The sequence below is a fragment of the Cellulophaga sp. BC115SP genome, assembly GCF_009905545.1.
Taxonomy (GTDB): Bacteria; Bacteroidota; Bacteroidia; order Cytophagales; family Spirosomataceae; genus Flectobacillus; species Flectobacillus rivi.
Genome location: NZ_JAAALB010000075.1, coordinates 1 through 16,143, shown reverse-complemented (window position 1 = coordinate 16,143; position 16,143 = coordinate 1). Strand labels below are relative to the sequence as shown.

Annotated in this window: 5 protein-coding genes; all 5 read left to right on the top strand. The window is 38.3% G+C overall.

All coding sequences use genetic code 11. From position 1 onward, the window contains the following. The first annotated feature begins 7 nt into the window (after positions 1–7). Positions 8–4,867: a hypothetical protein gene (locus GVN22_RS25700; protein ID WP_205691042.1), complete on the top strand. Its 4,860-nt coding sequence runs from the start codon at positions 8–10 to the stop codon at positions 4,865–4,867. 63 nt (positions 4,868–4,930) lie between these two features. Further along, the gene (locus GVN22_RS25695; RefSeq protein WP_166553874.1) at positions 4,931–9,688 is read left to right on the top strand and encodes a hypothetical protein; all 4,758 of its coding nucleotides are present in this window, start codon (positions 4,931–4,933) and stop codon (positions 9,686–9,688) included. 161 nt (positions 9,689–9,849) lie between these two features. Continuing rightward, a complete protein-coding gene (locus tag GVN22_RS25690; RefSeq protein WP_166553873.1) occupies positions 9,850–11,976 on the top strand; it encodes a hypothetical protein in 2,127 nt (708 codons plus the stop codon). 166 nt (positions 11,977–12,142) lie between these two features. Continuing rightward, positions 12,143–14,020, top strand: coding sequence for a hypothetical protein (locus tag GVN22_RS25685; protein WP_166553872.1), 1,878 nt, complete (start codon positions 12,143–12,145; stop codon positions 14,018–14,020). 11 nt (positions 14,021–14,031) lie between these two features. Beyond that, the coding region (locus GVN22_RS25680) for a hypothetical protein (protein ID WP_166553871.1) at positions 14,032–16,143 on the top strand (2,112 nt) is incomplete at its 3' end.

The window sequence follows — 16,143 nt, the reverse complement described above, 5'->3', positions numbered from 1 at the left end:
AACCGTCATGCCAAGACATGATGGAAGACATTATTTTATAGATGATGGACGAAGTGTATTGCCTTCTGCAACGGATGAAGTCTCCACTTTGGCAATCGACAAGGCAGTTCAAAACCCTGGGCAAGTAGTAGAAATATCGGACTTAGCTTCATTCATAGCAGGAGGTTGGCAAGATGTATTAAATTTTAAGCAACTCCCTTTGGTTGTGAAATTTACAGGTGAACTTCAGGATTTGAATACTCAGTTAGTAATTACATCAATAATTTTTTCTAAAAGCGAGATAAAGGCTCAAATAGGAGTATTAACTAAAATGCCAGAAACTCCTACATTAAGCTCTTCGAGTGGTGAAGCGAATAGGCTTTATTTTGGCGCTTCTTTTATTCTCAGAAAGGGAGGTTCATTAGATGGGTCACTTATTTTGATTGCTCCTCGTGAAATCAATTTGATGAGTTTAAATGGTATTGGAAAACTAGCGTTGACTACTGGTACCGGTGTATGTCTGGGTTGTAGTGCGTCTAAGAATAAGAACCCTAATGCGTTTAAGTTGAATCTTGAAGGAGAATTTGTTTTTGACCCTAGTTTTATTGTGGCCGAAAATACTGAAGGAAATGCCTTGACTGGTGATAATCGAGTTGCAAAAGCACTTTTTTCAACAACTGTAACTGGTTGGAGCTCGTTTAGATTTAATTTGGTTCTACCATCCTCTTATGGGCTTCAAGTAGCATCGTTCCCATATCTTGGTTTCTGGTCTTCGGTAAATCATACAGTATCTCCTGTTACAACAGATTTGTGTACTCCCCCGCAAAGTGTAAGTGGAAATATTACTATCGATTTTTCGGAGACTGGTACGCCAATTGGAAATGGTTCTAATGCCAAAGGAGTTATTTTTCAGGATTTTAAAATAAGATTGCCTAAGCAACTCAAAAAGAAAGGTGACATTGCAGCCCCTTACGTGAATTTAACCTATCTGTATTTTGACGAGGAAGGTGATTTATCAGCCCTAGCAAGTTCCAATACCAAATTTGGGGCTGGAATTGGTGATGGATTTTCTCTAGAAATCAATAATACATTGGTTAAAATAGATAGTGGTGCTTTAGTAGAATTTTCTGTTGCAGGAGATTTAGAAACCCCTATCATGCAAGGAAAAGAAATGACTTTTTTACTTGCAAATAAGAAGGAAATAAGCGGCGATACTAGACTAAATTTTACGACAGGGATGAAATCTGGTAAAAATGAGGCAAATCTCAATTTGTTTGGATTAGCCAAGATAACACCACAACCTTCCTCGTCAGGCAATAACAAGAAGTTTGTAGAAGCCTCAGGCGGCATCAATCTGACTACGGGAAACTTAGAAAGCTTTGGATTAGGGTTTTATCATGGTCAGTTTACCATTACCAAAAGCCTAACACACCTTACATTTTTATATGATGAAATTGTATTAAGTTCACAATACCCTTATTTAACCTCATTTACACTTACTCCTGATAGTAGTAAAGCTCCAACCATTGCTGGTTTTAGCTTAACCTTGAGCTCTCTAAGTATAAAGGCAGAGACTTCTGGAGATATTAGTGGGTATGTTAATATAACAGGTGGGTTAGAATTTGGGAGTGCATCAAATCAGAGTATTACGGCAAGTGCTGGTCTTGCATTCAAGGCTTCTACCATAACCCAAGAGGGCAAGCACAAGTTTAAGTTAGATAAATTTTCATTAGATAAAATAGGTGTGGCTGCCAATTTTCCCACCTTTGGGTTTGATGCATTTTTGAATATATTTGACAACGAGTCTCGGCTTGGGGTGAATAATCTGACAGGTTTTGAGGGTAAAGGAAGATTTTGGTTTTCATTCCTATCCAAAACTGATGGGGCAAAAATGCAAGGAACTCAGGATACTACCAAGGCTTCTTCTGGAAAAGCTGGTGCTGGAGTATATTTATTGTTTGCCAAAAATGCTACAGGTAAGGTAGCCTGGGCAATAGATTTGGACTTAAACTTTGGCGAAACTGGTATACCATTAGGTACAGTCAATATGAAGGGTATTTATGGTGGTGCCTATAGTAATCTTAAGATAAAAGGAGACCCTATTGCCAAGGTAAGTAATAAGGGCTCAAGGACAGGTCTGAGCTATCAGTGGGAAGATGGTACTTGGGGCTTCAATCTAGGATTAGATTTAACAGCAGCAGGTAATATAGATGTCTCCGCTATGCTGGCTGTACAAGGTAGATTAGGGAAAGGGTTACAGTATATCAAGGCTGCTGGATATGCTCGTTTTCAGCTCAATACGGTTACTGATAAAGTTCCAAATGTTGGTTCTAAAATGGGCTCTTCGTATGCACAAATAGCAGATAAGACGGATAAAGTTTCGGAAAATACTGCTCTAATTAGTAAAGATGATTTAAAGAGAGCACAATCAGACGAAAAAAATGCTAAAGGAACAGATAATGGTAGTAAAAGCCTATCAGGTTTATTTGGCTCTCCGTCAGGTAGCGAAAATAAACTGGCCGCAGGAATAATTATTGCATACAATTTTGGTGATGAACAGACAAAGGCAAGCTTATCAGTTAAAATGTATCCTGATATCTACATCAATTTTAGTACTGGTCTTAGTAATACTACTCTTGAAACCACTGGTTATGGGATGCTTTATCTATCTAGTTCTACAAAATATTTACATTTAGGTAAGGCAACCTCAATTAATGACAGATTAGGACTGAAACTATCTGCTACGAGCTCTGCATTAAAAGTTAAGGCATTTGTCAATGCGTATTTTATGCTTGGAGATGAGCTAGCTACAAGTGTGCCAGATCCAATTGTACCAGATGATTTTTCAGCTTTATTCGCAGAACAAAAGGATGATTTAGGTAATATCAATAAGATAAACGCTTCGGATGATGCTCTAAAATCTGGTAGTGGAATTGCATTTGGAGTTGCAGTGGGTATTAACATAGACATGAACTTTTTGGGTGTGGTAGCAGTAAATGCGAATGCGGGAGGGGGATTTGATGCATTAATTAAAAAAATTGAATGTAAAGAAGGCTGGGTATCAGCATCCTCTGGCTTGGGTTGGAATGCAGAAGCTCAGCTTTATGGATACGCCTCAGCTACAGCATCAGTTTTAGGAATTGAAGTACTTTCTGCAGGTATTGGGTTTTTGATTAAAGCAAAATTCCCACAGCCATTCTATGCCGAAGGTACTTTTGTCGCTTATGTGAAGGTTTGGAAAGCAAAAGCATCTATTCGTGTACATGCTAAAGTAGGAGACCCTTCTGACTGTTTACCCGATACAAGTATGCCTAATATAGTATACAATTGGAATTTCGTACAAAGCATCGCACCAAGTGGCTCTGTAAGTCCAGTAGGGAACTTTCAAGTAACTTGTGTGTATCCAAAAGATCAAATCAAAACCAGTGATGGTACCAAATATCTTCAGGCCTTGGAGGTAGTATATCTAAAGCAAGGTGAAACTATTGCAGGCAATTGGACTTACAACACAGTAAACAATCCAACAAAGTATCAAAAAGTAGGTATTAACCCTATCCCCTCAGTAAACTCTGGACTGGTGGTTCCGTTATTAAGGAAAGAACTCGCCAAAAATGCAAAATATACCGCAAAAGTTAGGATTTACATATATGATTTAAACAATAATAATCAAATTGTAGAGGTTGAGGACAAGGATGGTATTAAGACCAGACTAGAGCAATACTATTCTTACGACTTTGAAACCAATGATCAAGATTGGTCACTAACCGAATTTGACGTTTTGGCGTATCCCGCCAAAAATCAATATAACACTTACCTTAAGGATTATAATGGCAATGGGTATTTTAACGTTGAGTCAACCTTATCCAATGCTATTGCTCAAAAATGTAGCGGTTGTATTTTCGAATTGGGCTTATATGAAAATAATACCCCCATAAAATCTTATCCATTGGCTTCTATTGCTACAGATAAGGATTTTTCATTAAGTGATTTGAAAAAGGATAAAATCTATCAAATAAAAGTGACTTATTCTAAAGAGGGTAAGACTCAAAGTTTATATGATACACACTACTTTAGAACAAGCACTTTTGATACTTGGAGTGAGAAGTTAGATGCATACAAGAAGAATATGAACCCTTCTTGGAGTAACGAGGATTTTGGATTTGACATCTCAATGGATGAATCAATAGATGAAACCTTTTCTGCGGATGAAAAAAAGGTTATGAACGGAGAAGCACTATTTAATACTCCTGAAAACTGGTTTTATTATATTAAAAATGGGGCTGGGAAACAGAACTACGGAACTATGCCTCCAAGTGGGTATGGAGGTACCACCGGAAACAATACAAAATCTGATGGGAGTGGAAGTATAACAGGCATCAAAATTGTAGAATATCCGCCCGTTTCACCTCTTAACTTAGGTTTTCAACAAGCTAAATATCCATTATTAAACAACGATGAGATAGATAATGAAGTAAATAGTCAAACCAATATCAAAGGCCCTATTTTTCAAATAAAAAACTTTGAGAACTTTATTACAACTTACCGTAATACAAATATTGCTTATAATTACATTGCCAATCCTGCCTCTGAGCTATGGTTGCCTCGGGGCACTTATAGTAATAGCAAGTTATGCTTTAAGTGGCTCTTCCCAATTAATAAATTAGACTATTATCAAAATAGGGTTTGGGGACAACTACCGAGTATCTATGACAATACTAATTCATCAAATATTTGTTTTTCTACGCCACAAAATATCAATTTTAATGATTTTCTCATATTTCAGAGAAGAATTAAAGTTTATTGCAAACGCCAATTAAGAGATAGCCAAGGAATCCTATTCGCTTTTGACCTACAGTCAAAGAATGGTACTTCTATACCTTTTCCATAAGGTTTTAAAATCTCACTAAAAAATAATTCCACTAACCCTGCTACTTTTGACGATTTTTCAGAAGTGAAATTTTCGCAAGGTGCTGATACGCTCTATTTTGCTTCAACTAGAAGAAGTGAATTAGAATGCCCAAATTCAAGCGATTTTCGATTGATTCAAGGTGCCGAAAGTGCTAGTGGGTATCAATATGCATTAGAAATCATTCCTCTGTCAAGACCAGTTATCAAACCTTGTCTTACTATTAGAAAAGATCCAGATGCACAGAATGATTATCTAGAAAAGCTATGTGGCGATAAATGTGCAAAAAATTCAGATGGCTCATACAAAAGCCAAAATGCTTGTTTGGCATGTCGAGAATCTATGAAGGGTGCTGATATTAGCCATTATTATAAAATTGAAAGTTGGGAAAGTGATTTAAAGCTGGGATCTCAAGCTGTGCCTTCTACCTTCAACCTCACTTTATCAAACCAAAAAACTGTCACTTTCAATCAGGACGAAAAATCAGTTTCGGTTATGCTGACGGAGCAAGAATTGCAAAAATTGGGTAAGGATCAATTAACCATTATTAAGACGATAGATAGTCCATTTATTTGTGGAGATTTTATTACAGGAGAGCGGTATAATATCGCCAGATTTAACGGAAAAGGAGATTCCCAAGTAAAAGCCTGTGGCTCGTCGGAGGAAACCATTGCTTATACGGAGGCAAATCCGGATACTCCTCAAGAAGGAGCAAGTACTTTTTATGAAGAAACGCAACCACTTAAAAAGACTTTGTCATTGACCTATTACACCCTAGGTGAAGGAATCAATCGTAAGTGGTATGGGTTTAAAAACGGGGTTTATCTAACTTCTAATTATTGTATAGTAACACCAGTTGTGGAGATTAAGTGTGAAAATAGCGTTTATACTTTCAACTTTTTTGCGGACGAAAGTCAAACCAAAGCAATGATTCCGTGGAATGTTCCAGATAATGGATACTCTTTTACCATGAATAATGGTAGTATTATTTCATTTACAAAATCGGAATTAATAGGAAAGAGCAGTGTTACTTTCAAAACAAAAGCGGGTGAAGCGTGCTCAACCCTAAAGTCTTCAAATATTCCTAGTAGTGAGCCTCGTATTATTAGCCCACCTAAATATGACTGTACTACTAAGCCTACTAAGCCTGTGCTTACTGCCAGCAAAACCTCTGTTGGTTTTGGGGAAACTATTACCTTGACAGCAAGTGGTGGTAATAACTCTTATCATTGGTTTGATGAAAGTACCAATGCGACGAAAACTGTAGTTATTAATGGTAAATCTACTTTTACAGTATATTCCATAGATAAAATCACAAGTTGTTTAAGTGAGCCTACCTCTATAGATATAAATGTGGCAGAGGTAGCTATTTCGGCATCGAAAAATAAAGTATGTACTGGAGATACAACTACCTTAACAGCACAAAATTGTTTTGGAGCTATAAAATGGTCGTCGAATGATGCAACTATCACTTTGGGTACAAGCCGCTCTGTAAAGGTTAAAATCAACACAGCTGTAACCTTTACACTTGAGTGTACTTTGTCAAGTGGCACAAGCCGAACTGCCACTATTGAGATAGCGCATTATCCCCTGCCTACCGCTCCAACAATCGCTCAAAAATCAGGGGAAAGTAATACACTATGTTTAGGTGAGAAGGTAAATCTTTTAGTTCAAGGTGTTTGTGCCCCTCCAGCCAATTTGGAGTGGTCTAACGGAAGTGTTGTAAGTATCTTGAGCGAAACTCCAGCTCAAACCACCACTTACTATGCTATTTGTAAAAATGATGCTTGTGCATCAGCCCAATCTAATAATATTACTGTCACCGTAATTGCACCTCCTAAGGCATTAATTATGAGTAGCTTGGAGAATAATATTATTTGTAAGAATGGGGCTCTGTCTTTGTCTGTCAATAATTGTAGCGTAGATCAAGAGGTTGAGTGGTTTAAAAATAACCAAAGTACTTCCTTTGCAAAAGGTGTGAGCATAACTTTAAAACTGCAAGAGAAGACCAGTATAAAGGCTCGTTGTATTCAAAAAGTATCATTAGGAACTGTACAAAAAAACTGCTCAGGGGATTTTTCTGAATCTATTGATATTAATGTCGTAGGGCAAGATGAAATGGACATAAACTTAGCTATTTCAAAAGCACGTATTTGTACAAATGATTCTGCTATACTCAATGTAACTGGCTGTAAAGTAGGTGTTGTAGAGTGGAAAGATAGTAGCGAAAATTGGGTTGTCGGTACAAGAAATAGAGTTGTTCGTATGGAAGGATTATATCAAGTACGCTGCAATTTGAATAATGTTTGCTTTAATAAAGAACATGGCTCTGGAGTTGAAATTTCACAAAAGCTTGAAGTAATGACTTTGCCACAAGCACCAGTCTTGGGTGCAGACCCCGCAACAACGATTTGCCAAGGTGAGTCAATTACCCTAAAAGGAATTTGTAATCAAGGTGTTTTGGAATGGAATAAACTTGGAGAACTATCAGTAAACCCACAGGTCAACACTTCTTATACCGCATTTTGTCAAACTACAGAAGGTTGTAGAAGTGCCAATGAGAGTAAACTTGACATTGTTGTTAATCCAATACCACAAAAACCTTTTATTGGGAATTCATTAAACCGCAGTATTGTTGCCACTTTCGAGCAGTTCGCAGTTACTGCTAGCTGTGAAAATGGCAGTGTGGTTTGGGAAAATGCTCCCCAAAAGGATTTTACCCCATGGAACGCTGGCGAATATGTACTCAAAGCTAAGTGTGTATATAATAACTGTTCGAGTAACTGGAACACTTATAAACTTACCGTTCGAGAACGTCCAGCCAAGCCGTCTATCACAGCTTCTGCCATGGTAGTTTGTGCTCCTACTTCTATTACATTAACGGCAACGGGTTGTGCGCAAAAAACGATTTGGTCTAATGGAGAAATAGGAAATAGCATTGTTCTTAACAAAGAAGCCTCTTTTTCTATAAAAGCACAATGTATTGAAGATAATATTGAGAGTATTGAAAGCAACGAACTGACATTACGCATCAAAGAAAAGCCAGAGCCGCCTTATTTAGCAGCAAGAGATATTTGCGAAGGACAGCCAACCAATGTGGAAATAGTCTTTAACTCAGCAGGTGCTGCAAGCTTACAATGGCTAAGTGAAGCCCCAAAAACCAATGGCGTTGCTGGTAACTATACTTATACAGCAATGGTAAGTCGTGATGGCTGTCAAAGTGATAGCCGTTCGGTGAATCAGAGGGTAATTCCGTATCCTAGTCCGATTACTATTGCCGAAAATTCAGAATGTGGCTCTACTACATTAACAGCCAACGGTGGTAATGGCAATTACACTTGGAGTAATGGGCATCAAGGGAAAGTGCTCAGCATTAGTAATACTGGCGAATTTACTGTTAGTAGTGCAAACGAAATATGTGGTGTAAGCGCAAAAGTCTCCATAAATGTTATTAGACAGGTAGCCGATATGCCTATTGTATCTGTTATGGGTTCTATTCAAGACGGAGGAGTTTACAAAGTATGTGGTAATCAAACAACACTTAAGTCAAATATTCCTTCTAATTGGTATGCTGGTGACCAACTTTTGGCAACTTCTCAAACCAGTATCGTATTAGGTAGCAATCAAACTCTTGTGGTAAAAGGCGTGAATGATGGTTGTGAAAGCCCTTCTTCAGTAGAACTTACGGTAGCTTTTATCAATGGTGTAATGCCAGAATCCATTCGAGAAATACAATATTGTGGCTACACTGAACTTCAAAGTTCTTGCTCAGCTGGATATGTGCAATGGTATCGCTCTACTAGTCCTAATATTCAAATCGATACGCCAGGTTTTCTAGAATCTCTTCCAAAGGTTGGGACTGGTAATACTTTACGAATTGAAAATCCTAATACTGCTTTTATAGCTCAGTGTATAAATGATTTTTGTAGTGGGAAACTTTTAAGAAGTATATATATATCCTCTATAAAACCAGCACCTATTCCAGTCTCGCTTACGCCTATTACGGATAATACATCGAATCGTTGTGGTGAGTGGAGTTTAGAGTTAATGACGAGTATTCCTCAAAATATTCAGTGGAATTCGGGTAATGGTTGGTATGATGGAGGACAAACACAAACTTTCCATGTGAGTGATTCAATGAATATTTCTGTAAGGTATGCTAATAATGGATGTATTGGTTCGGAACAATCGTTCGCAGTTACTTATAACCGTACACCATCAGCGCCAACGGTTTGGGTAGGGAAAAACAATGATTGTGGTTATACATTGAACGCGTCTTCCAATGAGGGATCTATTGTTTGGTGGAAAAATACCAATACTCATATTTCCAATTCAGCTAGTATCAATGTGCCAAATCCAGTATCTGGTGAAAGATATTTTGCATCTACTCAATTAGGATCCTGTTTTAGTACTTTACAGGAAGCCTCAGTGGCTCCAAGAAACTGTGCTCCATTATGGGTAACTATTAGCTCTCCCTGCGAAAATCAAGGATATGATAGAATATGTTACGATGTACAAGAGGATCAAAACCCAGAATCAATAACATTCAAAAAAGTAGAAAAAAGAGAGACTCGAAGATGTTCACTGGTTCCTCAACAAAAAATCAACAGTAGTAAAACCTACATTCAATTACTAGTTCCTGATGACTGTAAAACTTCTACCATCAAGTGGACTGATTTATCTACTCAAACCATCATTGGGACAGCTATGTGGTGGGTTGAGGGGAATTTTGCAAACAAACCAATTAAGGTAGAATGTGAAAATCAGTGTGGTACTATTTCATCAAGTACTTTCTATCATTAGTAATTTTTTGACGCATAATTTTAAGAATCATTGCTTCATATTTTCTCTAAATCATTTGTGTTTGGAGAAAATGTGAAGCAGTCGATAATAATTTCTAAAAAAAACTTTTGACAAGCTTTTCCCAGTTTGTGCTCAAGGGTTTTTATCAATTATATTTTACAATGAACAAGTTTGTCTTCTTTTTACTGTTCTTAGGGTGCCTAACAAGTTTAGGACAAAAATCCTCACAAACCGCTCAGCGTCTACCGCAGCAGAGTATAAAATCTGTTCTCAAATCTGAGACAACCCTCCAACTTCTTGCCAAGCATGGCAAGGGTACAATTCGTTTGCGTTGGGTAGCCCAAACCCCTGAGATATGGGCTTTGGGGCGCCAGTATGGATATGTCTTAGAACGTACTACTATTATTCGAAAAAATAAGAAACTAGCGAAGCCAGATGATTTAAAAACTTTTACACTTCTGCCCGCAACAGCACAAGAATGGGATGAGGCTATGGCGAAAGATGCTTATGTAAAAGCTTCGCACTCTATTTATATGGATAAGCCCGAAGAATTAACCGAAAAGGATTCTACCAAAAAGAAAGATTTTATCCGAGGAAAATATGCTTTCTCGTCTCTAACTGCTGACTTTTCTTTTCTTTCTGCACAGCTTATGCGCTTGGGCTTTGAGGATAAACAGGTCATTGCCGACGAAGTATATCAGTATAAAGTCCACCTAAACTATAACTCATATCAATCCAATAAAGCTTTTACATCAATAATTGCAGGCTTAGAACTTACAGTGTCGAATTTCAAACCAGAATCATTAACTGATTTAGACTATGTAGATAGCACTACCACCCTACGCTGGAAGGTGCCCCAAGATGCCATTTTTTCAGGTTATATTATCGAGAGCTCTGATGATAATGGCGTTACTTTTCACCGAGTAACAACGGCCCCTTATGTTCCTATAGAAAACTCTGCTAAAGAGAAAGATGAGGTTTTGTATGCCAACAAAGTGAAAACATTAATGCAAACCTATTATTATAGAGTTCGTGGTATAGATCCATTTGGTGAAGAAAGTCGCCCTTCGAACGTAATAAAAGTTTTCGCTTTTCAAAGTAATTTACCAGAGGCTAATCAGCTTACCTCTCATATTATAAATAAAAAAACTGTAGCTATTAAATGGGCATTTCCTGACAGTCTCAATGCTAACTTATCAGGATTTAAAGTTTATAAAACTAAAAACTTCAAAGAATATAAACCTGTAACTAAATCAACGATCGGATATCAGTTTCGATATACCGTTGATCAAATAGAAGAAGGGGATGAAAACCTCTACTATATTGTTTCAAGAGTTGATTTACGAGGACGCGAAAAAAGCTCTGAGCCTCTTTTAGTTAGTTTTATAGATAGTATTCCCCCTGTTAAACTAAACAATTTAAAAGGGAATATCACCAAGAAAGGTATTGTTACTATATCATGGAAACATGGTGGCGAACGAGATCTCTATGGTTTTAATGTATTGAGAGCTGAAGGAGATACTCCCCATTTGTTGCATACCATCAAAACGATTAATCGCCCAGATACCTCATTGGTAGATACTATTCCAATGATTGCCAATACGCGTAAAGTATTGTATATGATTGTACCCATAGACTATCATTCAAATGCTCCTATTGAAAATGACACTCTAGTGCTTTATCGACCCGATGTCATTCCTCCAAAACCACCTGTGCTTAATGCATCTATTTTATTGGGCGATCAAGTATCACTGAAGTGGTTGCCTAGTTCAAGCGTAGATGTAGCCAGCTATCAATTATACAAGCAGTATCTTCCTGATACCACCTTACGACTTGTTCATACTTTCCCTCTGACAAAGGATACTATTTCTTACAAAGATGGTGAACTGGAAGAAGGAAAAACAGTAAAATACCTCCTTCGTGCTATTGACCAAGAGGGTTTAGTCTCCAATGATTCAGCCTATGTTCATATTTTATTAACTCGTCCTCATAGGTTAGCAGCAATAGATAGTATCGTAGCCCGCTATGACGAAGCTACTCAGCAAGTGCAAGTAAAGTGGAAGTACCCTAGCAAGAGGAGTATCCAATCTTTTTATGTGTTTAGGAAAAAGGATAATGAACCTTTTCTTAAACATAAAACTATTTCAGGCAAATTGTTTGAGTTTACAGATAAAATACAATCCTCTGGGAATTATAGCTATCAACTCATTGCTCATAGTACTGATGATATTTTATCGCGAAAGAGTAAACCTATCACATTGAAGATACAAGTCAAAAAATCTGATTAAGATTAAAGGTGAGGCACGTATGAGTCTAGTATTAATGCATCACTCATACCTCCTTATTATTAGTACACTTGCTATTATTTTATCCTAGCTACACCTTGTAGTTAGTTCAACATCTTCGAAAATGTACAAGATGAGTCATTTTCCTAAAAACTAAGGATTCTTGCTTATGCCTAGCTACCGAACTATTACTAGAATCGTCTATACAGGAATCATAATGGGCGTGTTTTATGCCACAGGTATGTCCCAAGACTTAGAGGCTGAAGCCAAAAAACTAAAAGAATTAAAAAATGCTCCCAAGCAAATGTTGCAAGAGGGTATCAAAGTAAGTGGTGGTATCTCAAGCAATACAACTTTTTACACAACCAATGCCGTAGAAAGCCCAGGTCGCTTACCTTTCGAATCGATTCTATCAGGCAATATGACTTTCGATTTTTTTGGTAAAATCAAAATGCCATTTAGTTTTACTTTTAATAGCCAAAATATCAACTTTAAAAGCCCCTTTGATGAGCGTTTGCGTTTGCAACGTCCATTCAATCGCTTCCAGTTTCGTCCAAGCTATAAAGGTCTAACGGTGTTGTTGGGAGTTAGTAGTCTCAGTTTTTCACCCTATACGCTCAATGGTCATCGCTTTGAGGGAGTTGGCGTGCAATATAAACCCAAAAGTAAGCCTTACTATGCTAGTTTTATTTATGGGTTACTCCAAAAAAGTGTACTTAAAGATACCTTGGCACAAACTGTCAATAATCGTCCTAGTTATCAGCGCAATGCTTGGGGGATTCAGTTAGGCTACAAGTCCAAGAGTGGTTATTTGGGCGAAATATCCATATTACGCTCTGTAGATCAAATCAGTTCTCTTCCGTATGCGATTGATGAAATAGCTTTCCCAGAAGCTAACGCTGTGATTGGTATTAAAGGAGCTGCTTCTATTTACAAAAAACTCAACCTCAAAGTAGATATGGCTTACTCGGGGATTACCAAAGACCTTCGAGGTACTTCATTAGAAGGACAGTCAGAACGTATTTCCTTTGTTGGATTACTACCATCCAATACGACTACGAGCTTCAAAAAAGCCCTCAAAACAGGACTAGAGTACGGTGGACAGCGCCTCAAAGCTGCCATTGAATATAGTAGAGTTGACCCTGAATACAGAACGCATGGCGCCTACTATTTTGTGAATGACCTCGAAAATATTGCCCTCAATACTACCACTATTTGGCTCGAAAACCGTCTCACAGTCAATGCTACGCTGGGTCGTCAGCGGAATAATCTTGCTGAAAGTGCCAATCTCCAAACCTTGTGGCAATGGGTTGGGTCAAGCAATATTACTTTTGCCCCAAATGAAAAAACTATGCTGAATGTAAACTATTCAACATTCCAGAGTTATACCAACCTCCGAAGTGATCTCGAATACCTTACCAGTATTGGACCTTATGCAGGCCTAGACACACTCAACTATCGACAAATCAATCAGAGTTTACAGGTTTTGCTGATGAAGCAATTGCCAAATTCAACTAAAGAACACCTCAAAAGTATTCAAACGACTGCCATGTATCAAGGCTCCTCCAATCAGCAAGGTTCTCAGAGTAATAGTGTCAATGTAACTTCTCTCAACCTTCAATACAGTAATCAATGGAAAGAGCGAAAACGGAATTTCATGGCAGGTATAAGTATCAACCGTAATGATTTGGTCATCCGAAGCGAATGGTTTATAGGACCAACAGCTTCTTTTCAGAAAGCATTTTTACAAGAAAAAATGCAGTTACAAAGTAGCCTCAACTATCTAAAAACAACACGTAGCACTTCCCAGTCGGGCGATGTCCTGAACCTTCGTGCTTCGTTAGGCTTTGCACCAAGCAAAGAACATCAGTTTAATTTAGGTCTACTGAGTATGTATCGAAACCTAAACCCTGGGAGAGCCTCCGAACGAGATTTTTGGGATATGACCCTTACTCTTGGATATCAATACAAGTTTCAGGCAAAATTATGGAGTCTTAATAACCCTAAAGAAGAAAAGAAACAAGACAAATTATCTCCTACACGCTAGCATATTACATCATGATAAAAAAAATACAACAATACTATCTTTTTTGGGGTCTATTATTGTTTAGTTTAGGTGCTTATGCACAATCTCAAAATTACCCCATTACTGGTGCTGGGAGTTTTATACCCCAAAATAGCCTCAGCTGGTTTGGTTTATACACTAGTCCTGCATTGAACTTTAACCTCTATCTCAAAGATGCGAGTAGTACCCCCGGAGCCATATTTGCTCGCATACGCCTGAGCCGTGTTGGCATCGAGATATATAACCCTGCAAGTTTTGTTGGGACTAAAGGTTTTACCGTAAATTTTGGTCAACCATTGCAACTTTCAGGAATGGATTTGGTCGAAAACTTTCGCCCTCAAAACCTAGAGGCAAGTGGTGTATCCGAAAATCTCTTTACCCAAGGAGGAGTATTACCCAACGGTATTTGGACATTAGAATTGGTGTTTTATGAGCAAGACCCTGCACGAAACTATCGGCAAGTATCTGATAAAATAACCGTGTCATTTACTGTTACCAATGGACAAGCTCCTTTGCTCAACCTTCCTAGCAATGAATCCGAAATTGATGCTCGCTATGGACAAAACATCGGTTTTGCATGGACACCCCGAGGAACATCCTTGTCGGGGGCAGGAGGTTTGACCTATAATTTTACCCTTTGGGAACTGGGCGAGGACGAAAACCCTTACGATGTAGCCGAAGGTAAAACACCGATTTACACCAGTAGTGTATCTGTACCAATGTTAGCGTATGATCCCACCAAGCCACTTTTGCAAGTAGGTAAGCACTATGCTTGGCAGGTGCAGGTGGTAGACCCTTTTGGTAACAATGTCTACGAAAACAATGGGAAAAGTGAAATATGGGAGTTTAGATATGGGCTTAAATGTGACGCACCTGCACTCAACTTCAAAAGTGTAGGTGCTGGCTACACCGAAATCTATTGGGATAAAATCAATCAAGCACAAAACTACGACCTGCGCTGGCGCATACAGGGTACCACTGAGTATAGCCACTACCTTACTTCAGGAACCTATCATCGTATAGCCTTTGACAAGAATCAGGTATATGAAGTAGAGCTCCAAAGCCAGTGTTACGGAGGCGAAAATAGCGATTGGGAAAGTAGTAACTACCCGCAAGCCTCTCCAATGATGCTACGTACCATGTCGGCTACTCCATCAGGTACCGAAAGCAGTACTACGCCCAATACTCCTATCAACCCTGCGGATATACCTGTGAATGGGGCTGATGTAAATGCTGTTAAGTATGATAGTTTAATCACAAAACTTCAGGAGGCACCCCAAACCTTAGTACCTCGATGCGGGCAAGTAACCAAGACCTTGGTATCGTCATGCGAACCAGAAACTACCGTCGACTATGGAGGGACAGAACCATTTGTTAGTAAAGTAGGAAGTACCTTTTATGTCAATGGTTACGATGTACTTATTACTCGTGTAAAAAGTCATAACGAAGGCGAAGGTCTTTTATATTTTCCATTGGCACGAAATCGGATACCTGTAGTATGGAAAGGAGTAACCTTAACAGATAGCAAAATCTATGATTATATGGGCAATAGCTATGGCTGCCTAACCTCAGGCGAAGTATTAGTTGTAGGCTCCAATCCTAATCTTATAGGCAGCGATTTGACCAAGCAGTACAATGCCTTATATAATTCACTTAATAGTCCAGGGAGCTACTCTGGTACTTTTGGAGAAGCCTTAGATAGCTTAAAAATTAAAAGCGAATTATTGCAGGATGCCAAAAACCGAACGAAAGCAAATATAGAAAGCCTAGTATCGGTGACCAAGGCTGTAAAATTAGGTTTTAAAGCCTTGGAAAAGACCTTTATGGATACCTACAAAAGCGCGGACAATTTTCCGCAAATCGCCAAAGATTTACTAGCACTAAAACCTGATAGTACCAATCCCAATCAAGTCTTAAACCGATTGCAAGCCTGTGTTGCCCCGAACTCTTCATCCACAGGTGGCAAGAAACAGGTAATGCTGAATTTGTATCGACTCAAACTAGCCGATTGTTTGGATGATAGTAATATACTACAAGAAACCCAAGAGTATGCTGAGAATACGACGGAATTACTTAACAATTACACTGATTTTGAAACCTTGGTA